Annotated in this window: 27 protein-coding genes and 1 pseudogene; 7 read left to right on the plus strand and 21 right to left on the minus strand. The window is 67.3% G+C overall.

Translation table 11 applies throughout. The annotated features are described in order from the left end of the window. Positions 1–16: 16 nt before the first annotated feature. Positions 17–649: a LysE family translocator gene (locus tag SY91_RS20770; protein ID WP_034174779.1), complete on the minus strand. Its 633-nt coding sequence runs from the start codon at positions 647–649 to the stop codon at positions 17–19. A 116-nt stretch (positions 650–765) separates the two neighbouring features. On the opposite strand from SY91_RS20770, the gene SY91_RS20775 reads away from it, so the two are divergent. Further along, the gene (locus tag SY91_RS20775) at positions 766–1,227 is read left to right on the plus strand and encodes an Lrp/AsnC family transcriptional regulator (RefSeq protein WP_034174778.1); all 462 of its coding nucleotides are present in this window, start codon (positions 766–768) and stop codon (positions 1,225–1,227) included. Positions 1,228–1,340: 113 nt separating this feature from the next. Here the strand turns inward: SY91_RS20775 and SY91_RS20780 are convergent, their stop codons facing one another. The 6 genes from SY91_RS20780 to SY91_RS20805 form a co-directional block, all read right to left on the minus strand. After that, positions 1,341–2,837 carry a collagen-like triple helix repeat-containing protein gene (locus tag SY91_RS20780; RefSeq protein ID WP_185921339.1) on the minus strand — a complete coding sequence of 499 codons (1,497 nt, stop codon included), beginning with the start codon at positions 2,835–2,837 and terminating at the stop codon, positions 1,341–1,343. 264 nt (positions 2,838–3,101) lie between these two features. Then, positions 3,102–3,449, minus strand: coding sequence for a copper-binding protein (locus tag SY91_RS20785; RefSeq protein WP_185921406.1), 348 nt, complete (start codon positions 3,447–3,449; stop codon positions 3,102–3,104). Between the two features lie 53 nt (positions 3,450–3,502). After that, positions 3,503–4,294: a DUF2182 domain-containing protein gene (locus tag SY91_RS20790; protein WP_124592125.1), complete on the minus strand. Its 792-nt coding sequence runs from the start codon at positions 4,292–4,294 to the stop codon at positions 3,503–3,505. Further along, entirely contained in the window at positions 4,291–4,935 is a 645-nt protein-coding gene (locus SY91_RS20795) for a DUF1326 domain-containing protein (protein ID WP_124547541.1), read from the minus strand. The genes SY91_RS20790 and SY91_RS20795 overlap by 4 nt, the downstream gene beginning before the upstream one ends. A 157-nt stretch (positions 4,936–5,092) precedes the next feature. Further along, entirely contained in the window at positions 5,093–5,392 is a 300-nt protein-coding gene (locus SY91_RS20800; protein ID WP_105797622.1) for a hypothetical protein, read from the minus strand. Between the two features lie 211 nt (positions 5,393–5,603). Continuing rightward, on the minus strand, positions 5,604–5,852 hold the full coding sequence (locus SY91_RS20805) for a hypothetical protein (protein ID WP_006478971.1): 249 nt from the start codon (positions 5,850–5,852) through the stop codon (positions 5,604–5,606). Between the two features lie 135 nt (positions 5,853–5,987). On the opposite strand from SY91_RS20805, the gene SY91_RS20810 reads away from it, so the two are divergent. Next, the gene (locus tag SY91_RS20810; RefSeq protein WP_185921423.1) at positions 5,988–6,395 is read left to right on the plus strand and encodes a hypothetical protein; all 408 of its coding nucleotides are present in this window, start codon (positions 5,988–5,990) and stop codon (positions 6,393–6,395) included. 75 nt (positions 6,396–6,470) lie between these two features. On the opposite strand, the pseudogene SY91_RS20815 reads toward SY91_RS20810, so the two are convergent. After that, positions 6,471–6,613, minus strand: a pseudogene (locus SY91_RS20815) (phenylacetic acid degradation protein PaaY); the annotation flags it as partial. 140 nt (positions 6,614–6,753) lie between these two features. Here SY91_RS20815 and SY91_RS20820 point away from each other — a divergent pair. Next, positions 6,754–8,124, plus strand: coding sequence for an MFS transporter (locus SY91_RS20820; RefSeq protein WP_006478970.1), 1,371 nt, complete (start codon positions 6,754–6,756; stop codon positions 8,122–8,124). Between the two features lie 323 nt (positions 8,125–8,447). Here SY91_RS20820 and infA read toward each other — a convergent pair whose 3' ends face one another. From infA to SY91_RS20840, 4 genes are all read right to left on the minus strand, one after another. Further along, positions 8,448–8,711: a translation initiation factor IF-1 gene (gene infA, locus SY91_RS20825; RefSeq protein WP_006483034.1), complete on the minus strand. Its 264-nt coding sequence runs from the start codon at positions 8,709–8,711 to the stop codon at positions 8,448–8,450. A gap of 466 nt (positions 8,712–9,177) precedes the next feature. Next, positions 9,178–9,381, minus strand: a complete 204-nt coding sequence (locus tag SY91_RS20830) for a cold-shock protein (RefSeq protein WP_006483056.1) — start codon at positions 9,379–9,381, stop codon at positions 9,178–9,180. A 413-nt stretch (positions 9,382–9,794) separates the two neighbouring features. Next, positions 9,795–10,211, minus strand: coding sequence for a type II toxin-antitoxin system VapC family toxin (locus SY91_RS20835; RefSeq protein ID WP_027807311.1), 417 nt, complete (start codon positions 10,209–10,211; stop codon positions 9,795–9,797). Then, positions 10,198–10,434 (minus strand): FitA-like ribbon-helix-helix domain-containing protein, encoded by a 237-nt coding sequence (locus SY91_RS20840; RefSeq protein ID WP_011547638.1) that lies wholly within the window; start codon positions 10,432–10,434, stop codon positions 10,198–10,200. The genes SY91_RS20835 and SY91_RS20840 overlap by 14 nt, the downstream gene beginning before the upstream one ends. A gap of 490 nt (positions 10,435–10,924) precedes the next feature. On the opposite strand from SY91_RS20840, the gene SY91_RS20845 reads away from it, so the two are divergent. Further along, a complete protein-coding gene (locus tag SY91_RS20845; protein ID WP_185921340.1) occupies positions 10,925–12,151 on the plus strand; it encodes an acyltransferase in 1,227 nt (408 codons plus the stop codon). Between the two features lie 19 nt (positions 12,152–12,170). Here the strand turns inward: SY91_RS20845 and SY91_RS20850 are convergent, their stop codons facing one another. Next, positions 12,171–12,848: a hypothetical protein gene (locus tag SY91_RS20850; protein WP_175681298.1), complete on the minus strand. Its 678-nt coding sequence runs from the start codon at positions 12,846–12,848 to the stop codon at positions 12,171–12,173. A 358-nt stretch (positions 12,849–13,206) separates the two neighbouring features. Here SY91_RS20850 and SY91_RS20855 point away from each other — a divergent pair, with 358 nt between their 5' ends. Continuing rightward, positions 13,207–13,428 (plus strand): hypothetical protein, encoded by a 222-nt coding sequence (locus tag SY91_RS20855; protein WP_034174773.1) that lies wholly within the window; start codon positions 13,207–13,209, stop codon positions 13,426–13,428. On the opposite strand, the gene SY91_RS20860 is transcribed toward SY91_RS20855, so the two are convergent. Beyond that, positions 13,416–13,574, minus strand: a complete 159-nt coding sequence (locus tag SY91_RS20860; protein ID WP_175806639.1) for a hypothetical protein — start codon at positions 13,572–13,574, stop codon at positions 13,416–13,418. The genes SY91_RS20855 and SY91_RS20860 overlap by 13 nt on opposite strands. A 107-nt stretch (positions 13,575–13,681) precedes the next feature. On the opposite strand from SY91_RS20860, the gene SY91_RS20865 reads away from it, so the two are divergent. Beyond that, positions 13,682–15,070 carry a DHA2 family efflux MFS transporter permease subunit gene (locus tag SY91_RS20865; RefSeq protein WP_185921341.1) on the plus strand — a complete coding sequence of 463 codons (1,389 nt, stop codon included), beginning with the start codon at positions 13,682–13,684 and terminating at the stop codon, positions 15,068–15,070. 9 nt (positions 15,071–15,079) lie between these two features. On the opposite strand, the gene SY91_RS20870 is transcribed toward SY91_RS20865, so the two are convergent. After that, positions 15,080–15,460: a DUF4377 domain-containing protein gene (locus tag SY91_RS20870; RefSeq protein WP_006478962.1), complete on the minus strand. Its 381-nt coding sequence runs from the start codon at positions 15,458–15,460 to the stop codon at positions 15,080–15,082. Between the two features lie 295 nt (positions 15,461–15,755). Here SY91_RS20870 and SY91_RS20875 point away from each other — a divergent pair, with 295 nt between their 5' ends. Next, positions 15,756–16,952, plus strand: a complete 1,197-nt coding sequence (locus tag SY91_RS20875) for a tyrosine-type recombinase/integrase (protein WP_034175270.1) — start codon at positions 15,756–15,758, stop codon at positions 16,950–16,952. A 120-nt stretch (positions 16,953–17,072) separates the two neighbouring features. Here SY91_RS20875 and SY91_RS20880 read toward each other — a convergent pair whose 3' ends face one another. From SY91_RS20880 to SY91_RS20905, 6 genes are all read right to left on the minus strand, one after another. Beyond that, entirely contained in the window at positions 17,073–17,291 is a 219-nt protein-coding gene (locus SY91_RS20880; protein WP_011547630.1) for a YXWGXW repeat-containing protein, read from the minus strand. Positions 17,292–17,349: 58 nt separating this feature from the next. Beyond that, positions 17,350–18,507 carry a DUF1501 domain-containing protein gene (locus tag SY91_RS20885; RefSeq protein ID WP_034174772.1) on the minus strand — a complete coding sequence of 386 codons (1,158 nt, stop codon included), beginning with the start codon at positions 18,505–18,507 and terminating at the stop codon, positions 17,350–17,352. A 2-nt stretch (positions 18,508–18,509) separates the two neighbouring features. Beyond that, on the minus strand, positions 18,510–19,904 hold the full coding sequence (locus SY91_RS20890; protein WP_185921342.1) for a DUF1800 family protein: 1,395 nt from the start codon (positions 19,902–19,904) through the stop codon (positions 18,510–18,512). Positions 19,905–20,132: 228 nt separating this feature from the next. After that, positions 20,133–20,636 carry a periplasmic heavy metal sensor gene (locus tag SY91_RS20895; protein WP_023477098.1) on the minus strand — a complete coding sequence of 168 codons (504 nt, stop codon included), beginning with the start codon at positions 20,634–20,636 and terminating at the stop codon, positions 20,133–20,135. Further along, a complete protein-coding gene (locus SY91_RS20900; RefSeq protein WP_023477097.1) occupies positions 20,633–21,052 on the minus strand; it encodes a hypothetical protein in 420 nt (139 codons plus the stop codon). The genes SY91_RS20895 and SY91_RS20900 overlap by 4 nt, the downstream gene beginning before the upstream one ends. Beyond that, complete coding sequence (locus SY91_RS20905; protein ID WP_185921343.1) at positions 21,049–21,843, minus strand: RNA polymerase sigma factor; 795 nt, start codon at positions 21,841–21,843, stop codon at positions 21,049–21,051. The genes SY91_RS20900 and SY91_RS20905 overlap by 4 nt, the downstream gene beginning before the upstream one ends. Positions 21,844–22,034 lie beyond the last annotated feature (191 nt).

The raw sequence follows: 22,034 nt of genomic DNA on the forward strand, positions 1-22,034 counted from the left end.
CCACCGGCACGCGCGCCTAGATCAGCCCGCGCACGCCCGCGACCAGCTGGATCGCGCCGAATACCGCGACGACGGCCGCCGACACACGCGACAGCCCGTGCATGAACGCGAACGACAGCTTCGTGCGCAGCGCGGCGCTCGCGCTGCTCAGGCACAGCCACCACATGGCCGAACCGATGAACACGCCGGCCACCATCCACGCGACGGTCGCCCACATCGCGCCTTCCCGCGCCCCTGGCAACGGGCCGAGCGCCGCAAAGATCCCGACGAACGACACGATCGTCATCGGGTTCGACAGCGTGAGGCCGAACGTCGTCAGGAAATCGCGCAGGACGGTCGACCGCGGCAGGTCGCGTTGCCCCGCCGGCGCGGCCGGCGCCTGGCGTGCGATGGTCCATGCGAGCCAGACGAGAAACGCGCCGCCGCCGATTTTCAGGCCGACGGTCAGCATCGGGAACGCGGTGACGATGCCCGCGACGCCCAGCGCGCCGAGCAGGCCGTAAATCGCATCGGCGCACGCTGCGCCGATGCCCGTCGCGAAGCCCGCCTGGAAGCCGCGGCTCAGGCTGCGCTGAATGCACAGCATGCCGATCGGGCCGACCGGCACCGCGATCGACAGCCCCATCACGACGGATTTGATGAACAACATCGCCTGCTCCTTGCAACATCCAGTGGCTCGAACAGGCATCGTAGGGAAAGTCCGGCCCCCGCTGAATGCGGTTTTTAAGGAAAAATGGCGGCTCTCCCTTAAAAACTCCAACCGCAATGGACGATCTGGACTGGAAGGTGCTGGCGCTGTTGCAGGACAACGGGCGCATCAGCTATACGGAGCTCGCGCGCCAGGTTCACCTGTCGGTGCCGGCGGTGACGGAGCGCGTGAAGCGTCTTGAAGCGGCCGGTGTGATCGACGGCTACACCGCCCGGATCAATCCGTCCGCGGCCGGCTATCCGGTGAGCGCGCTGATCGGCATCACGGTGCCGCAACCGGCGAAAGCGAAGTTCCTCAAGCTGCTGGAGACGATTCCCGAAGTCGTCGAATGCCATCACGTGACGGGCGCGGATTCGTACGTGATGCGGTTCGTCGCCGTCAGCATGGCCCATCTCGAACAACTGATCGAACGGGTCAACCTGTACGGCGAGACGCGCACGTCGATCGTGATGTCGACGCCGTTGCCGGCGCGCGGGATGGCGCGGCCGTCGTCGAAGCCCGGCGACACGCGTCGGTAGCGGGCCGCGGTTTCGGGACCGTCCGACGCGACCGGCCGAACCGGCGACGACCGATGGTCGCCGGCCCCCGTCATGCATCGCGTTCCCCTCGCATGACGATCGGTACGGGCCGGCTATTTGCCGATCGCACCGCCGAGCAGGCCGCCCACCAGCGACGTCACCGGCGCGAGCGGATTGGCGAGACCGCCCAGCGGCGAGCCGCCGCCGCTCGTACCGGTCGCCGAGCCATCGTGCACGGTCGCCGGGATGCCGCCGACCACGCTCGTCACCAGACCGGCAACCGGCACCGCGCCGTTCGGGCCGCTCGGGTTCACGAGCCCGCCTGTATTGGTCACCGTGTTGCCGACTGCCCGAACCAGGCCGCCGACCGCGCCGACGATCGGCTGCGGCGACGTGGACGTCACCTTCCATCCGGCCGACGTGATCGCGCCGCCGACCTGCCCGAGCAGGCCCGCGACCGGCTGCCCGAGGCCGGTTGCGGTGCCGACCTGCTGCGTGAGCTGGCCCGCCGTCGTCACGAGCGGCGTGATCGCGGTGCTGATCGCCTGCGTCGCCTGCTGGACCGGGGCCGACGACAGGGCCGCGCCGAGCATGGTGCCGCCCGACTTCAGGCCGCCGGCCACCGTGTCGAGCAGGCCACCGACGGGCGCCGTGATCGGCGCGAGCGGTGACAGCGGGCCAGAGCCGAGCGCCTTCACCGTTTCGCTGAGGCCGTTGACCGGGTTGCCGGTCGAGCCGACGAGGGTGCCAAGGCCCATTACCGTCCTGCCGACCGGGTTCGGCGTAAAGCCGATCTGACCGATACCGTTGCTCACGGCGTTCGTCGTATCGCGGACGATCGTGCCGACGCCGGTGACCGTGTCGGCCGGCCCGGCCGTCACCGCCTTGCCGACGCCCGGCAGCGTCACGTCGCCGAGCGTCGCGCCCGCAGCCAGCACGACTGCGCCGACGGAACTGATGATGCCGTTGGTGCCGGGTGTGCCGCTGGTTCCGCTGGTGCCGCCTGTGCCGCTGGTTCCACTCGTGCCACTGGTTCCACTGGTTCCACTGGTTCCACTGGTTCCACTGGTTCCGCTGGTTCCGCTGGTTCCGCTGGTTCCGCTGGTTCCGCTAGTTCCGCTAGTTCCGCTAGTTCCGCTAGTTCCGCTAGTTCCGCTAGTTCCGCTAGTTCCGCTAGTTCCGCTAGTTCCGCTAGTTCCGCTAGTTCCGCTAGTTCCGCTAGTTCCGCTAGTTCCGCTAGTTCCGCTAGTTCCGCTAGTTCCGCTAGTTCCGCTAGTTCCGCTAGTTCCGCTAGTTCCGCTAGTTCCGCTAGTTCCGCTAGTTCCGCTAGTTCCGCTAGTTCCGCTAGTTCCGCTAGTTCCACTAGCTCCGCTAGTCCCGCTAGTTCCGCTAGTTCCGCTAGTTCCACTAGTTCCGCTGGTACCGCTCGTGCCACTTGATCCACTCGTGCCACTGGTCCCACTCGTGCCACTGGTCCCGCTCGTACTCGTCCCGATGTTGTTACCGGCCAGCGTCGGTGCCGTAATGTCGCCGCCGCCGCATGCCGCGAGCGCGCACGCCGCGGCAATGGCGGCGAACGCAACGTTCGCCTTGATGAAGTGATCTTGCATGGAAGCCCCCGTTCGCTATTCAGCGCGATCACCCCAACAAGCATCTACCGTGCCATTTCCAACGGCCTTCTTCACAATTTCACAATCACCCTGCGATAGCCGTCCGCGCCGCACTGCGCGGCATGGCGCATCACGTGCGGATCGTGCCTCGCGGCGCGGTCCGCCCTGGCATTCCGATAACGCCGACGTAACACCGGCCCTGCGTTACGTAGCACGAACCAGGAAAAACCGACGTCGTCCATCCGTACACGGGCCACATAGTCGTCACGGTCGCTTCACCAGTTTCACGATCGTCAGTGTGCCGTTGACGTTTTCCACTCGAACCCGGACCCTGTCGCCCATATGCAGCGACGGGATCATCGCCGCGTCGCCGGCCTTGAACGCCATCGTCATCGGCGGCATTCCGATGTTGTCGAGGGCGCCGTGCTTCAGCGTCACGAGCTGGCGGCCGGCGTCGATTTCCTTGACTTCGGCATCGGTCAGCTTCGTATCCGGCACCGACATGGTCGTGTCGGCTGACTTCATGCCGGACATGTCGCCACTCGCGAGCGCCAACGTCGCAACGATCGCCATCGCGTACGACACGACGACGGCGTGAAAACAGGTTTTCATCGAGCGTCTCCCGTCGGGCCCGGCGCGTTTCCCCCGCCAGCCGGCGCTACGCATCACACGATCAACGTCACACCGGCCCATGCGATCAGCACGGCACCCAGCACACGGCCGATACGATCGCCGCCGGGCAGCACCTTTTCCACGAACACGAACAGCGACAACGCGACGATCCATGTGACGTTCATCACGCCGCCGACGAACAGCAGCGCCATCAGCAACCAGCAGCAGCCCACGCAAACCATGCCGTGCCGCGCCCCCAGCAGGAAACTGCCGGCAACGCCCGGACGCCAGTGCGCGACCAGGAATGCCGCCGGCGCACGGCATTGCCGCAGGCACGCACGTTTCAGCGGCGAGAATTGGTAGAGTCCGGCCAGCGCCAGCACGATCGCGGAAAGCAGCGCACTCTTCGACCACAGCATCATCGCGGAGATCAGCCCGGCCGGCTGCAGCACCGCCTGAAGCAACGCCGCGCCGATCGAGAACGCCAGCCATGTCGTCAGATAGCCGGCCAGCAGCGCGACCGACGTGAACGCCGATCCCGCCGCCCCGTCGCCGTGCTGCCGCAGCACGCGCCGGTACAGCATCACGAGCGGCGCCGCGCCGGGCGTCATCATCGCGATCATCATCACCCACCACATCGCGATCACGGTCGGCAGAGACGGGTCCATGCTGCCCATGCCGTCCGCCAGCCGATGCGGAAACAGCGCGACGGTCGTCATCTCCCGCGCCGACATGCCGGTTCCCGCGCCGGTCCACAGATAGAACCAGCACAGCCCCACGAGCGCGGCCATGCCGAGCAGCGTGACGGCCCGCTCGCGCGCGAACCAGGAGTCGAACGGCGTCATGCCGCGGCGCGATGCCGGATCAGCCCGTGATTGTTCAGATGCAGCCGCGCGAATTGCGCATAGGTTCCGTCGAGATTCAGCGCGATGTTGCCCTGCGAGCGCCCCGTGCCCGAACCGATCTCGGCCAGCTCGTATTCGAACCCGTGCGGCAGGTCGATCCGCACGCGATGCTCGGCCCCCGTCACCGGATTGCGGATGGGTTCGCCGGTCGCATCGAACACCCCGTCGACGTGAATCCGGCCGCGCCGCGCATCGACATCGACGTCGAAATCGATCTTCGTGAAGATTGGATCGAACGCGTGCTCGAGCGTCGACGCATACACCGAGAACATCGTCGCGAATGGATCGGTGTCCTGACCGGTCATGATCTTCAGCACGGCATCGCGCTGCGCCGGACTGGCACGCTCGTCGACGATCGGCTGGCACTTTCCCTTGCCTTCGTGCACGGCGCCCGGCCACTGGAACACCACCGCGATCCTGACGCCGTCGAGCACCACGTCGCCGTAGTGGCCGCTGTCGATCGAAATCGCCCCCATCGCTTCGCAGTTGCCGTTGGTCGGCAGCGCATTGAACTGACAAGGGCAACCGTATGAGCAATTGCAACTGATCATTTCGGTTCCCTGAATTTCCCACGGCGTCATGGCTCCACCTCGCGCGCTGAAACGGACGAACGCTTCGAATCTAGTGCACGGGATGAGGGAAAGCAAAGCGGGAATGGCGGCGTGAAAACCGCGCGTTGCGGCCTCACGTAAGACGTTTCGGGATGCGTTCGCGGGGCTGTTCCTGAAACCCTTGTTCTCACACGATCAGCGATGCGACGATCGCACACCACACCGCGCCTGCGCCGCACAGAAACACGCGCCGCGCGACGAACATTCGCGACTCGTCGTCGGGTTTTTTCATCGGCGACGTCGCGAGAAACGGCACGCTGGCCAGGCACGCGAACCCCGCCAGCGCCGGCACGATCACGACGTAGTCGCCGAATCGCCAAGGCAGCGCCTCGTGCAACCCCCAGTAGCCAAGAAACAGCATGCCCATCGAGAACATCGTCGCCGCGGCCGAACTGAGCGCGACCACTGATCCTGTCGGAAATTGCACGGGAACCTCCCTTCGCGCGGCGCGCGATGCAACGCCTCTCGCCGAAGACCAACATCATCTCGTCCGCCGGCAACGAAGTCGGGCATTCGGGCGCGAATGCATCGAGCGCATCGTCTCCGCTCCTCAGCGAATGCGCGTTGTCACGGATTGACAGAGCCAGCCTGATCGAGCGGTCATGTCGTAATCGTCCAAGAGGACGCGCGTGACGCCGTCAACCCGGCTTTTTCGTACCCTGCGCAACGGAAATCCATCCGACCACCGCCGCGGCGACCCAGCAACAGGTGATCATCAGGTCCAGATCCATCAGTCCCTGGAAATTCGTACTGTTTTCGAAACTGCAGCGCTGATGGCCCCTGACCCACATACAGCCGCTGATCAGCTGCTGGATATGCATGTAGACGCTGTACACGGCAACGGCCGAAGCGATGACGGCGACCCGCAGGCTTATGCTCTTTTTCATTGACGCTGAAGGCGTGGGATGATCTCCCGCCGATCTTAAGCCAATGGCGATGCGTGACGCAATCGATCCGGTATGGACCCGATCGACCGGCACGCGTAAAAGAACATCGATCTCGCAGCGGCAACGCGGACCACCATGACGAAACGAGACACGATCGCACTGATCGTCGATCCCGACAGCGGCGAGCGGATTCGCGACATCCCCGCGCACGCACGGCATACGTGGGTCGTGACGAGCGACGCGAACGATCCCGTGATCAGACGGATCTGGAATACGCGTCGGGCAGAGCTGGATCGAGCCGCCGAAGGCGGCGTGACCCTGTTCCAGCGTCATGGCGACGACCGCGAAAGCTGGTGCGCCGGAATACTGGATGCGGTGGACGACCATCACGGCGACGCGATGCATCGCGACGGCTATGCGATCCTGGCCGTTTACGGCACGCCGCTTTCCGGGTGCCTTCGGCACGCGTTGTCCGCCTTCGGGTTTTCGGAGTTCGTGTCGACGACGGAAGGATTTCGCGCGATCAAGCGCGACACCGGATGAATCGCGGGCGGTTGGCAGCGCCCTCCATTCAACCGACGATCGACGTGATCGTTGCCAATAGAAAGCCGCGTGCCGTTCGCCGTCGCTCGGCTGCCTCACGACACGTGCCGGCATGCCCGCGCAAGCAGCACGCCGCGCGGCACGTCGTAGCCGGCCTTCACGAATGCACTGGCCGCCGCGATCGTCGCACCGTCCCCCACCACCACATCGATGCCGACGGAAACCGCGCGCAAGCCCCATTCGTCATCTGACGCGTGGGCATGCGGCTTGCGCGCTACGCGCTTTTTTGACCTGCTGACACCCCGCTGGCAGCAGGCAGCGCTTAAGGTCGCACGATCGCCCGCCGAGGAACGTCGCCATGGCCCATACCGGAGAACTCGCCAACCACGCGCTCGAACGCCGCGGCGTGACGCTGCTCACGCTGTGCATCGCGGTACTCGTGGCTCAGGTCGATACCGCCGTCGTCAACCTTGCGACGCGTGCGATCGGCGCCTATTTCCATGCCGGTGTCGGCGCATTGCAATGGGTCGTCGACAGCTACAACCTCACGTACGCGGTGCTGCTGCTGACCGGCGGGCTGCTCGCCGACCTGTACGGCCGCCGTCGCGTCTTCATGGCCGGCACGGCGGTCTTCACGATCGCGTCGCTGCTGTGCGCGCTCGCGCCGTCGGTGTCGGTGCTGATCGCCGCACGCGCACTGGCCGGCGTCGGCGCGGCCCTGTTGCTGCCGGCGTCGCTTGCGGTCGTGCGCGTCGTGTGGCGCGATCCGGTCGAACGCGGCCGCGCGCTCGGCATCTGGGCTGCGTGCAACGGCGTCGCGATGGCGATCGGCCCGACGCTCGGCGGCGTGCTGATCCGGCACTTCGGCTGGCGCAGCATCTTTTTTGTCGTCGTGCCACTGAGCATCGCAGCGATGCTGCTCGCGATCCCGGCCGTGCCCGAATCGTCCGATCCGCACGGCCGGCATTTCGACGGCGCGGCGCAAGTCACGGGCGCACTCGCGCTCGGCGCGCTCGCGTATGCGGCGATCGTGTTCCGCGAGGCGCCGGTCGCCTGCACGATCGCCGGCTGCATCGCAGTCGCGTCATTCGCCGGGTTCGTGGCGATCGAGCGCCGCCACGGCGAAGCCGCGCTGGTGCCGCTCGACATTTTCCGGATCAGCGCGTTTCGCGGCGCGATCGTCGCGACCACCGGCATGACGTTCGGGATGTACGGTGTGCTGTTCCTGCTGCCGCTGACGTGGCAAAGCATCGGCCGGCTCGATTCGACCGGCGCGGGCCTCGCATTGCTGCCGATGGCGCTCGTGTTCGTCGCCGTGTCGCCGTGCTCGGGACCATTGTCGGAACGTATCGGCACACGCGCGACGACGGCCGGCGGCGTCGCGGTGATCGCGAGCGGACTCGCCTCGATCGGCGCGTCGGCCAGCTCGTCGAGCCTGCTCGGCGCCGAAATCGGGCTCGCATTGACGGGGCTCGGGATGGGGATCGCGACGGGCCCGCTGATGACGGTCGCGGTCGGCGCGGTCGACGCGGCGCGCTCGGGCACCGCGAGCGCGCTCGTCAACGTCGCGCGGATGGCCGGCGCGACGCTCGGGATCGCGGTACTCGGCACGGCGTTCGCAGCCGCACACGGCGGTGCGGCCGGGCTGCACGTGGCGATGTTCGCCGGCGCGGCGGTTCAATTGACGGGCGCGGTGGTATCGGCAGTCAGCGTGCGGCGGGCGGCATGACGTGCCCCATCCGTGCCAGGCATGCACGGCGCCCCTTCATTCACGCGCGGCTCCTGACGATACCGAATTGCGGGCATTACCCGACGCAGGAATATCCGCCGTATTCGCGATGGTGATCGAGGATTTTCTGCAGGACGCGGCCGCCAGAGCGTAGTACACACGCGGCGCCGGTAAAGGCGGGAGAAGCAGAAGAAGCCGCCGCGACGCAATGGCGCCGCCGGCGACCGACGAACGGCACACCGTGCGCCGCTCATCCGGTTCGTCCGGCCATGAGCCGGACAGGTGTCGATCGGTACGCGTTGAGGCGCACCGGTCGTGGCCGCTTAGCGGCGCGGCTGCCCGCTTCGCGGCGGACGCGGGGAATTCGCGTCCTTGTGCCGGAAGTTGATGCGGCCCTTGGTGAGGTCGTACACCGACAGTTCCAGCGTCACGCGATCGCCCGCGAGAATGCGGATGTGGTTCTTGCGCATGCGGCCCGACGCGTACGCGCCAACCACGACGCCGTTTTCCAGCGTGACACGATATTTGCTGTCCGGCAGCACTTCGTCGACGATTCCGTCCAGTTCCAGCAGTTCTTCTTTTGCCAAACCAATTCCTCCAGACAAGGTGATTGACCGCGGCCGCGGCGACTGCCCGGCGCCGGCTCCCGCAAACGGGACGGCGGCCGGCAGGCAGCCGGGATCGGTTCGTTCAGACGGGCCTCGGGCCTGTCTTGCGATCGGAGCCCGGCGCGTTGCGGCGTTCGGGCGGTCAGTGGCTGCGGCGCCAGCAGCGCCGCGCAAGTCGGGACCGCGCCAGCTGAGGCATGGCGGCGGTCTGCTCGGGTTGATGCGTTGAAGCGGTGATGCGCTCGCGAAACGACGTGCGTGTCACGAGGGCGTTGCGTCGCATGCGGTTCAGGCATGCGATGAGGGAGGCGTCACGACCGATGCATCGTGAATGTCGCGATGCATCGGTCGTGCGCATCGGAACGCGCCGGCCGCCGTCAAGCGGCGCCCCGCGCGATACTCCATCCGGCAGCGGCCGCCGCTTGGCGACCGATGCCGATGCGGCTTACTGCGGCGTGATGTTCGACGCTTGCAGACCCTTCGGGCCACGCTTCACTTCGAAGCTGACCTTCTGGCCTTCGGCCAGGGTCTTGAAGCCCGTGCCGCGAATTTCCGAGAAATGGGCGAACAGATCGTCGCCGCCGTTGTCCGGGGAAATGAAACCAAAGCCCTTGGTTTCGTTGAACCACTTGACGGTACCGGTATCCACAAATACTTCCTTAATACAAATAATTGAACATGCGCCCGCGACGGGCACAGAAAGAATCAAAGAGGGAGAGACCAACGACTGCCGCACGGTGTGCGGCCAATGATGAGCAATCGAACTTCTTGACGACTTCGGTCTCGGACACTACGCGGTAGCGGCCGTTTCGTCAAGTTATTTTGATGCGGCGCACAAGCGCAAATGCTCCTGCGCCTTCTGCGGCAAGTGTTGCCAGCCAATGGAGCCTGTCTCGACATGCCCCTGATTTTCCGCCGGCTTGCGCGTTTTTACTTCGGCTCTGATGCATTCGGTACCGGGCATGAATTGTGGCGGTCGCGCCGAACTGCCTACGAGAGCCATACGTCGCTCGCTAGCCTGCCTCCCTTGACCTCGCGCGATGGCCAGCCGCTGCCGCGCCGCTAGTCGAACGGATTCAGCAACCGGACGCCAGTGCGAGCGAAATCGTCGACGTTGCGCGTGACGACCGTCAGATCGTTGATCAGCGCGGTGGCCGCGATCAGCTTGTCGAGTTCGTGCGTTGGGTCGGGCACCCGCAAATGCCCCCACATCTGGCTGGTCTCGATATCGACCGGCAGGATGTTCGGCGCATAGCCGGACAGGATCATCGCGATCCAGGCCTCGAGCGCCGACGCCTGGCTATGATCGCCGCGATGACGGATCAGGTCGACACCGCGCCGCAGCTCGGCCACCGTCACGACGGACAGGTAAAGCGGGCTGGCGTCGGCTTCGGCCTGCCTGAAGAACGCCCGCACGCCGCGATTGGTTCGCCTGCCCTTCCTGATTTCGCTAATGACGTTGGTATCAATCAAAAACACGCCTGACCTCGCCTGAATCCTGAACACGTTGGAAATCCGCGTCCTCGCCCACCTCCGGCATGCTCAGCAGCACTTGCGCAAATGTCCGCCGCTTCGGCCGGCCGAGCGCTTCGGCCAGAATGGCTCGATGTTCGGCCTCGGCGCTCCTGCCATTGGCCGCCGCCTGCTCGCGCAGGCTTTGAACGATAGTGTCATCCACGTTACGCACCAGAAGATTTGCCATGACTACCTCCATCCAGATTTGCTATCAATGATAGCGCCACGAAGGCAAATTGCAAGCATTGCTATCACCTTCGTGACCGGACGGACCCTGGAGTCGGCGTGAGCCAGCCGCAGCGGACGGCATGAAGCCATCCACGTTCCGCCACTGGCCCGACGCATCGAACTGCTGTCGCTCAAGGTAAGCCGGCGCGGGACGATGGGGAAGCCGGCCGAATGGCCAGTCGAGCGCGTCGATCACGACGCATGTCCGGCCGGCGAGGAACGGGATTTGCGGCGCGGGCGCCGTTGGCGACATGGGCTGCGAGCACGGACGTCGCACCGATTCACGCTGAAACATCGTGTTGCACACCGGGCCGCGGCCGTCGCGATCGTTTGATACCATCGAATCACAAGACCGGCGATCGAACGCCGTGCGAAGCGCGCAGAAGACCTTGCATCGACGCGGACCATCCGTGCCTGAAATCCCGATCCAAGACACGAGACGCTCTTCAGTGGACTTTGTTACGCCAGCCCTGCAAACCCTGTTCTCCCCGACACCCGACAAACTCTACTTCCCGGCATGCCTTGCGGCCGTGGCGATCATCGCGTGGCTCGTCGCCCGACACGTGCCGTTCTATCGGTCGGCCGTCGACAAGTCGCTGTCGATGCGCTATCGCAATCTCGACGGTTTCCGCGGCATCCTCGCCACCTCCGTGGTCTTCCATCACTTCGCGTGCAACCAGGCGTTGCTGTCGACCGGCGTCTGGGGGGCCGGCACCGATTTCCTGCGCAATCTCGGGACGATTCCGGTCGCGATGTTCTTCATGGTCACCGGGCTGCTGTTCTGGGAACGCGCATGCAGAGGGACGCTCGACGTGCGGACCTTCTTCGTCGGGCGCGTGCGACGCCTCGCGCCGCTCTATCTGTTCTACGCGGCCGTCATCGTCGCCTGCACGCTTTACTGGTTTCCCGGCAACGCCGTCGGCGCACCGACGCAGTTGCTGGCCGACCTGCTCAAGGCCGTTTCGCTCGGCTGGTTCGGCTCGTTCCCGATCAACGGAGCGGAGCGAACACCCTATCTGAGCGGCGTCTGGTGGACCCTCGCGTACGAATGGCGGTTCTACGTCGCCGTCCCGTTTCTCGCGTGGTTCGTCGCCACACGTGCGTGGCGCAAACTGCTCGCGCTCGCGATCGTCTCGGCCTGTGCCGCGTTGTTCGGGCCGCCCGGCGGCATGGCGCTGCTGTTCGCGTTCGGCGCCCTGGCCTACGAGGTGTCGCGGCACCCCGCGATCTGCGCGCGGCTCGCCACGAAACCGGCGGCGACCGTCGCGCTGCTGATTCTCGCGCTGTCTCCGTCCCCGGAAGAGCGCTATTCGATCGAAGGCGCGCTGCCGCTGCTTCCGGTGTTTCTCTGCATTGCATGCGGGAATACGTTCTACGGTGTACTGAGGACCCGGCCGCTCGCGTTGCTCGGCACCGCCAGCTTCAGCATCTACATGATCCACATGGTGATCGTGTACATGATCGTCCACGCAGTCGACAAGTTCGTTTTCCCGATCAATTCCGCCGGCGATTCAGCCATCTGGGCGCTCGCGCTGGCATGCGCGCTGGTTGCCGTCTTGTGCGCGCTGCTGACTTACCGCTACGTCGAGCATCCGTTCATCGCAAGACGCAACGACGCACGCCCGGCGCGCCGAGCGGCCGAGCCCGCTCGCGAGCGCCAACCCGTCACGCTGTGAGCCGCCCGCGACTCAGGACTCAGAAGCGATACGAGATGCCGATCTGCAGGACCGGATACCACCGATAGCGCGACATCATTTGCCGCAGCGAATCGAGCCCGCTCGCGACCAGCACCTGGCTCTTCGCCGGTCCGGCCGCCGCGGCGAGTTCCGGCGACAGCGTGTACGAACATTTCGGCATCCCGTACGCGACGCCGATATCGGCGACGAACCCGAGCCCTTTCGACGCCGGTCGATGTCCGTAGCCGATTCCGACATACGGCATCACGGTCGGATAGCGCGCTTGCGCGACCGCATACATACCCGGCAGCGCCGGATAGCGCTTGCCGCCGAACACATAGGTTCCATTGGTCGGCACCGACACGCCGTGAAGTTCGTCGTCGTTGAAGCGCAGCCCCAGCGTCGCGCGGAAGCCGCTGCCTCGCCACGGGAAGATGTCGGCATAGATGCCGCCCTGGCGCAGCTTCAGGTCGTCCTGATAGCGATTGCCGGCCACCGTGAAGTCATGCGTCAGATTGATCGCGTTGAAATCCGCGTGCGCGCCCAGCATCGAATTGAAGCTCACGGCCGCTCCGATGCCGACGCCCTGCGTGCCGCCCTGCAGGTAGATTTCCTGCGCGTGCGCGCTCGCGGCGAACACCACCGCGACCGCTGCCCATTGATTCACTATCGTTTTCACGGGCGCCTCCCCCGACATGTGCCGGGCGCGACGCCACGTACATGCGACCTTCGTCGCGATGCGCGATGCGAACCCCGGCACGACACCTTGCAAGCACGCTTGCTGTTCGACGGACCGGGGACGCGTTGCGCCGTGCGCATGACCGATACGACATGCGCTGCGCATGCACCGTGGCACACGGCGCGCGCGACCCGATCCGATTCCCCGTTTGTTTCGATGTCGTTACATGCCGCGGAGGCGCGGATCGTTCTGGCGAAATTCGTCTGCGCCGGCGGCATCGGATGAACCGCAAAGCGCGTGCCATGCGGCGCTGACCGAGGCGGAAAAAGCACCATCCGTCGGGACGGGTCGTGGCGGGAATCGCAATTGACGGGAAATGTTTCAGGAACGTATCCGTATTCGGCGCGCGACGCCGAAACACGCGATCGTCGGCATCTGGCTTCGATCGCACAATGCAGGTGGAAAGAGGCTGGACGGCCATCAGCGCGTGGCGGTCGCCGTTGCGATCAAGCGTGCGCCGATGGATACGTTGAAAAAGCGTTGCAAAAGTGCGACCTCGTACCGGTCGCACGCGACGCCGATGCGCTATCCCGCGTAACGAGACAGGGTGAATACCGATGCGTGCGCAAGCATCTTGTCGGGGGCATGCACGCCCACCCGCGCGACCGGCCCGATCAGCCGATGCGCGGCGGACAGCCGCTCGATCTCGGTCCTGGGGCGGTTGAAACCGCCGACGACGAACATGTCCTCGATGCGCTCGGTGATACCACTTTCCGATGACCACCGGAATCGGTACCATCGAGCGCTCGAAGTCCGGTACGCGCCGGGCTTTTCGCACCACCGATTTCGCCATGTCCCGGGAACCCACACATTCCGTGCTGCTCTGGATCGTCGCCGCTGCAATGTTCATGCAGTCGCTCGATACGACGATCGTCAACACCGCGCTGCCCTCCATCGCCCAAAGCCTGCATGCGTCACCGCTTGCGATGCAGCCCGTCGTGGTCGTCTACACGCTGACGATGGCGATGCTCACGCCGGCCTCCGGCTGGCTCGCCGACCGGTTCGGCACGCGCCGCGTGTTCTCGGTCGCGATCCTCGTGTTCGTGCTCGCGTCGATCGGCTGCGCGGCGTCGCATACGCTCGGCCAGCTCGTCGTCGCGCGCGCCGTGCAGGGCATCGGCGGCTCGATGCTGCTGCCGATCGGGCGGCTCGCCGTGCTGCGCCGCGTGCCGGGCGAACAATACGTCGCGGCGATCGCGTTCGTGTCGATCGCCGGCCAGCTCGGCCCGATCGTCGGGCCGACGCTCGGCGGCTGGCTCACCCAGGCGATTTCGTGGCACTGGGTGTTCATCGTCAACGTGCCGGTCGGCGTGGTCGGCTTCATCGCCGTGCAGCGCTACCTGCCGCACGACCAGGCGACGCAACCGCCGCCGTTCGACTTCGTCGGCTGTGCGTTGCTTTCGGCCGCGATGATCGCGCTGTCGCTTGCGATCGACCCGCCGATGTCCACGCACCGCGCCGCGTGGTCGGCCGCGCTCGCCGGGCTCGGCCTGGCGAGCGCGCTCGCGTACCTGCCCCATGCGCGGCGACGCACGCAGCCGCTGTTCCGGCTCGGGTTGTTCCGCGAGCCGAACTTCGGCTCGGGGCTGCTCGGCAACCTGCTGTGCCGGATCGGCACGAGTTCGGTGCCGTTCATGCTGCCACTGCTGATGCAGGTGCAGCTTGGCTATACGCCGCTGCGATCGGGGTTGATGATGCTGCCGGCCGCGATCGCGGGCGTCATCGCGAAACGGTGGATCGCGCCGCTCGTGAAGCGCTTCGGCTATGCGGCGTTTCTGGTCGTGAATACGGGAATCGTCGGCTGCGCGATCGCGGGGTTCGCGCTGGTGTCGGCGCGGCCCGCGCCGGTGCTGGAAGGTGTGCTGCTGATCGTGTTCGGCGCGGCGAATTCGATGCAGTTCGCGGCGATGAACGGCGTGACGCTCAAGGGACTGTCGCATGCCGACGCCGGCAGCGGCAACAGCCTGTTCACGATGATGCAGATGCTGGCGATGGGGCTGGGCGTGTCGATCGGCGGCGGGCTCGTCAACCTGTTCGCCGCCTATCGGGGCTCGATGGCGCACGGGTTCATGCTGTCGTTCGCGTGCATGGGCGTGGTGACGCTGCTGTCGTCCGTCGTGTTCCGGCGGATCGATACGGCCGCGCCGCCGGTCAAGGCGACGGCGCGGCCTTCCGCGTGATCGCGGCCGTCAGTTCACCTGCCGGCGCTCGACGACGCGCTTGAGCACCCAGCGGATCGACGAACCGTCGGCCGGCGGCTGCGCGACGCGGTACTCGTCGACTTCGAGCGTGTACAGGTAGCCGGGCTGGTACGCAAACCCTTCGATGCCCGCGTACCACAAGCTCCACGGCTCGCCCGGGCTGCTGCGCACCTGCAGGCACTCCATCGGCGCGACGCCCGTGCAGCGCGCGGACTGCGGCGCGACGTAGACGGTTTTGGTCACGGGCTTGCCGTCGGCCGGACGCGTGGCGTTCGGCGCGGTGGCCACCGCATCGGTCTGGCATCCGGCGACGAGCATGCTGCCGGCAATGACGGCCGCGCCAAGCAGCCTTCTGGAGTGACGAATCATCTGGTGTTCCTCTGGGAGCGTTGGAGGGCCGATTAGACGAACTGCCCCGCGAGAAAGTTCACAAACACCTTACAGGGCGCGTTCGACCGCTCTCCTTCAAGTAATGTCGCGCGCGAGCCGATACGTTAGCGTGTTCCAGTTCCGCCGCGCGCTTCGTCACCGGCCAGCCGATCGCCATCGACGGCGGCATCACAGTGTGGCGATCGTGTACCATCGGCGCTTCCCGATACGCTTCGACGCACTGCCTTCGTTCGCCGGCCACGCCCGCGCGGTTCGCGCAGCGCGTTTCCCTCGCATGACCTCATCCGCCTCGTCCGACACCGCGCTGCGCCCGCTGCCGATCGATACGCTCGTCGTGCCGGCCGCGCTCGACGGACGCACGGGCACCAATCGCTCGGGCAGTGCGCATCCGCAGATCGCCGCGACCAACGACCTCGACGCCGTGCGCGCGTGGCTCGCGCGCTTCGTCGATACGCCGACCACGTTCCAGAACTACCGCAAGGAAGCCGAGCGCCTGTTGCTGTGGGCCGTGATCGCGTGCGGCAAGCCGCTGTCGTCGCTCACGCACGAGGATCTCGTCGTCTACCGGCAATTCCTGCTCGCGCCCGCGCCGGCCGAGCTGTGGTGCGCGAACGGCGGCCGCAAGCATCCGCGCGACGATCCGCGCTGGCGGCCGTTCTACGGGCCGCTGTCGGCCGCCAGCCAGCGGCAGGCGCTGGTGATCCTGAACGTGATGTTCTCGTGGCTCGTGCAGGCCGGCTATCTCGCCGGCAACCCGCTCGCGTTGTCGCGACAACGGCAGCGCCGGCCCGCGCCGCGCGTCACGCGCCATCTCGGGCAGCCGCTGTGGCAATCGGTGAAGGACGCGATCGCCGCGATGCCGCGCGACGATGCGCGCGCGTGCTTCCATGCTGATCGCGCGCGCTGGCTCTTCACGCTGCTGTATCTCGGCGGGTTGCGCATCACCGAAGCGGCCGATACGACGATGGGGCAATTCTTCTGCCGGCGCGATGCGAACGGGCACGAACGCTGGTGGCTCGACGTGACGGGCAAAGGCGGCCGGCAGCGGCTCGTGCCGGCCACCGACGAGATGATGGCCGAGCTGGCGCGCTATCGGCGCACGCACGGCCTGCCCGCGCTACCGCTCGACGGCGAGCCGACGCCGCTCGTGCTGCCGTTCGGTCAGGCGCGCAAGCCGCTCACGCGCGCGGCGCTGCACCGCATCGTGAAGCAGGTGTTCCGGCACGCGGCCGGCCGGCTGCGCGCGAACGGCAAAACCGGCGAGCAGGCGGCGCGCGTGCTCGAACAGGCGTCCGCGCACTGGCTGCGCCACAGCGCGGGCTCGCACATGGCCGACGGCCGCGTCGACCTGCGGCTCGTGCGCGACAACCTCGGCCATGTATCGCTCACGACGACGAGTCAGTATCTTCATGCGGACGACGACTGGCGCCATCGCGAGACGGAAGAGAAGCACCGGATCGGGTGGGACTAGGCTGCGTTGCGCCGCTCAGCGTGCGAGGTAGAGGCCGCCGTTGCTGCGGCATTTAGCACGGTCGCTTGCCACCGGCAGGTTGATTTAGCCGCATAGCAGCACGTCGGTACGCTTGCCGTGTCAGTACACGCCAACCCAGTGCCCCGGCACCCACGCCCAGTGATTGCCGGCCCACCGATAATGCCCCTTCGCCCAGCGATAGCCGGGCGCGGGCGGTGGCGGCGCCACCTCGACGACGGGCGCCGGCTGCGGCGGCCGCACGGGCTCGACCACGCAGGCGGACATCAGCACGGCACTCGCGCTCACCAATACGGCGAGCGAAACGGATCGGATCTTCATTGTCGATTCTCCCTGTTGTGTCATGAGTTGAGCGGGCCGAGCGCGGGCTTGCGCCGCATCACGCGCCCCCATGAATCAGGCCGCTCATCGGCCGCGCCGGGCCGCTTTCCGCGAACAATGCGGACGCGGTGCGGCGCGGGTCGAGCCGCAGGCTGTCGGCGGCCGCGCCAGCGATCAGCGCGTCGAGCGATGCGGTCGGCTTCAAGTCGCGCCCTTCGTACAGATCGCCGGGGCGCAGCCCCGGCCAGTCGGCGATCACGCGCCCGCCCGCGACCGCGCCGCCCGCCAGCATCGCGACCGATGCCTGCCCGTGATCGGTGCCGCCCGTGCCGTTCACCGCGGCCGTGCGGCCGAACTCGGTCGCGACCAGCACCGTGGTCTGCTGCCACGCGGGCCCGAGGCCGTCGCGCAATGCGGCGAGCATCGTGTCGAGCGCCTTCAACTGATTCGCGAGCCGCGCGTTCTGCGCGCTATGGGTATCCCAGCCGCCCGTCTCGATCATCGCGATCCGCGGACCGTCGTCACGCGCGAGAAACGTCGCGGCGAGCTTGCCGACGCCGGCCGGGTCCTGCCGTGCATGCGCATCGCCGGCGAGACCGCGTGCTTCCATCGCGGATTGCCACAACGGGCCGAGCTGCGCGTCGGCTTCGTAGAGCGCCGACACGCGCGTGAGCAGATCGTCCGGCGCGGCGGGCAAGCCGGACGGCGCATACGACGCGGCCTGCACCGTGCCGCGCAGCGCGAGCGGCACGGTCGGCGCGAATGCGATCGCGTTGTCGCGCGTCGCCGGCAGCAGCGCGGCGAGCCGGTTCAGCCAGCCGTCCTTCACCTGGTACGGCGCACGGCCGCCCGTTTCGAGCACGTTCTGGCCGTCGAAATGCGAGCGGTCGCGATACGGCGACGCGATCGCATGGACGAACAGCGCCTGACCGTCGCGGTACAGCTGCGCGGTCTGTGCGAGCGACGGATGCAGCGCGAACGTACCGTCGAGCCGCGTTGCCGCCGCCGTGTCGATCGCGAGCGGGCCGCGCAGCGACGCATACGCGGGCTCCGCATACGGGACGACGATGTTCAGGCCGTCGGCCGCGCCGCGCTGGATCACGAACACGAAGCGACGGTCGGTCTCGACGTTCGCGAATACGATCCGCGGCGCGACGAGAATCGCGCCCGCGCCGGCGGCGACGACGCTGAGGAATTGTCGGCGGGACAGTGCCATGATCATCTCCGTTGGAAATCGGGCGAGACAAGCAGCAGCGCGAGCGACGTCGTCGCGCTTTCGGCGCGCGCGAGCGCGGTCGCGGTCGGCGCGCTCAGCGAACCGGCGAGCAGCGTGTTGCCGAGCGTGCGCGGGTCGAGCCGGTCGCCCGTGCGCGCGGCCAGACGCTGCGCAATCTCGACGCGGCGCACGAGCGCGTCGGGCGCCGCCCAGCTCGCGGCGACGTCGTCGTAGCCGGCCGGCGAGCCCGGCCGCCACACCGGCTGGCCGAGCTGCGCGAGCAGCGGCGCGGCCTTGAGATCACCGGTGTCGCGCCAGCCGAGCCCGCGCAGCGACGATACGGCCCACTCCCACGGTGTCTTGAACTTGCGGTCGACCGGCGACCACGCGTCCGGCGCGTCGACGAGCGCGCGATAGACGGTCGGCAGATCGTCACCGCTCGTGTCGAATGCGCGCGCGAGCCGGTCGGTCAGCGCGGGCGGCGGGTTGTCGGCGACGAAATGACGGGCGAGCTGAAACGCGACGTGCCGGCCCGTCGCCTCCGATCGCGCGAGGTCGTGCAGGATCGCGCGCGCCTGCGCTTCGCCCGGTTGATCGTACGTGCGGCCCATTACCGTGCGCGTGCCGGGTTCGTGCAGGTTCGGGCGAAACACGAATGCGCCGGGCGCCGCATCGCCCGGTTGCGGCCCGCGCCCGCCGGCGATGCTCCAGCCGGTCAATGCGCGCGCGAATTCCGTCACGTCGGCTTGCGTGTAGCCGGTGCGCACGCCGAGCGTATGCAGTTCCATGATTTCGCGCGCGAGGTTCTCGTTGAGCCCGCGCTTCGCCGCCGGATTGCGTGCCTGCGCACGCAGCGCGGCCGGACTGTCGGGGCCGACCGAACGCGCCTGGTCGAGGAACACCTGCATCGCGGGATGCTGCTCGACAGCGACGAGCATGTCCTCGAAACGGCCGAGCACGTGCGGGCGGATCGCGTCGCGTTCGAATACGCCCGCGTACGCAGCCACCTGCCCCTTGTCGACCGATACCGCGAAATGGTTCGCCCAGAAATGCACGAGACGTTCGACGAACGGCGCGGGCGTGGTCAGTGCGCTGTTCATGCGCGCGGCGACGGCGCTGCGATACGCGTCGTAGCCGTCGCGGCGGATCGATTGCTCGGTCGCGCGCTTCGCGGCGGGGTCGTCGCTCTTCATCGCGTTGCGTGCATCGGCAAAGCGCGTGGCGAGCGTGATTGCGTCCGGTTCGCCGGCCCATGCGGCGGGTCGTGCGTCGTAGCGGTCGAATTGCGCGACGAGTGCCGCTTTCGGGTCGGCGGGCGGCGCTTCGTCGGCGCGTGCGCCGAGACCGAAGCGGTTCAGCGCGATCGCGGCCGGCGTGGAGTCGTTCGGGTGGTCCATGACGGGCTCTCTTGCGGTGCGTACTCACGTTCAACGCAAGCACACCGGGAAATCCGTCGCGGGAAGGGCAAATATTCTTTTTGATCGAGGGAACGCCGGCCGGAAGATTCTCGCTGCGCGGCGGCAGGCATCGTCAATGGAGAACGACCGCGCGATTCGCCGGACCCGGCACACGCATGACGCGCGAGCGACATGCGGATCGCATGCCGCCCGCGTGGTTTAGCCGGTTTACTCGCTCGCCGATGCGTCCGGCTTCTTCTGCAGCTTTGGCGGCAGACGCCAGTTGCCGCTGCGCTGCAACCCGTCGACGAACTTCGCGCGCTCGTCGGGTGTCAGCGTCGCCGCGAAATCGACGACGCTGCGCTCGACCTGTGCCCGCATCGCGGTGTCGGCCGCGCGCGTGCGGTCGAGCGCCGCATCGATCGCCGCGCGATCGAGTTGCGGCGCGGCGAGCAGGTCGAGCACGGTGAGCCGGCCGTCGCGCCCTTCCCGCGCGAAATCGCGGCCGCTCTTGCGCGCCGCCTTCAGCGCGGCGGCGAACTCGCGCTGCCGCGCATCGGGCAATTCGTCGGCGGCGAAACGCAACGCGGTGCGCGATGCGGGCGTGCCCGCCGCATGCAGGTCGCGGTGAGTCGAGAACCACTGATACGCGCCGCCGCCGATCGCGCCGAGCATGAACACATTCAACACGACCGAGCCGACGAGAATGAATTTCCAGCTGCGTTCGCTCATTCGTCGGCTCCGTCGATGCTCGGGCCGCCGAAGGTCGTCGTCAGGTAGCCCGGTTCGTGTTGCGCGATCGGCGCGCTGCCGAGCATCAGCATCGACACGGCGACCGCACCGGCAAGCGCGCCGGCCAGCCCGATGCCCGCGAACGCGGCGCCCGACCACCACACTCTCCCACGGCTTCGCGCGCGTTGCGGCGCGGGCGCCGTGGCGACGATACGTTCAACCAGCGCCGGCGCGGGCGGCGCGACCGTGTCCTGCATCAGCCACGCATCGAGTTCGGCCGCCTCGTCGAGTGCTTCCAATGCGTCGCGCGGATGTGCTTGCGCCCACGCTTCGGCCGCCGCGCGCTCGGCTTGCGGCCAGCGCCGCGCGTCCGAGCCGTACGCGGCGACGATGGTACGGAATCGTTCGGGTGTCATCGCTTGTCCTCGCTAGGTGGATCGCTGGCCAGTTGCGCGCGCAGGTTGCGCCGCGCACGGGCGAGCAGGCTTTCCAGCGCATCGACGGTGATGCCCATCAGGTTGGCCGCTTCCACGTTCGACATTTCCTGATAGTACTGGAGCACCAGCGCTTCCCGCTGCCGCGGCGGCAACGCGGCCAGCGCCTGCCGCACGCGTGCGTCGCGCGAACGCAGTTCCGCATGCGCGGCCGGCTCCGGCTGTGTATCCGGCACGTCGGGCAGCGTGTCGACGGGCTCCTCGCGCCGGCCGCGCAACCGGTCGTAGCACAGGTTCAGCACGACGCGATGCAGCCACGTGTCGAAGCGGGCTTCGCCTTCGCGCCAGCGCGGCGCCTGGTTCCAGATTCGCAAGAACGTCTCCTGCGCGACGTCCTCGGCTTCGTTCCGGTCGCCGAGCATGCGCGTCGCCAATGCGAGCAGCCGCGGCAGCTTGCGCGCGACGAGCACGCGTACCGCCGACGCATCGCGCGCGCCGACGCGCGCGACGAGTTCCGCGTCCGGATCGCGGTCGCCGCGATCGTTCAACGCCGCCTGCTCCGTCGCGCGGCGCGCGGGCGCCGCCCTGTCACGGCAGGTATCCCCACCGCCCGGCTGAAGCTCATCGTCGTGCTCTCCTTGCATGCGTCGGGCCATCGCCGAATGGCGCCATGCCGGCGGTTCCGACGGTTCGGCATCGCCGCGCGCGTCGCTCCCGGCATCGCACACGGTGTCGGCCGTGTCGGTTTCATCGACATCCGGTTCGCGCCGCATGTCGACCCTGTCTGCCGGCCGCGCGACCGTCGGCCGGCGCGCTCAATATACGACGACCGGCGCGGGCCGGTAATACACCGGACGGGCCGGCACCACGACGCAGCCGGCCAGCACGATGGCTGCGGCCGCCAGTATCACGATGGTTCGAAAGGGCATCGCTTCGACTCATGATGTTGCATGAAAAGTCCGCT

Source organism: Burkholderia cenocepacia (assembly GCF_014211915.1).
Lineage (GTDB): Bacteria > Pseudomonadota > Gammaproteobacteria > Burkholderiales > Burkholderiaceae > Burkholderia > Burkholderia orbicola.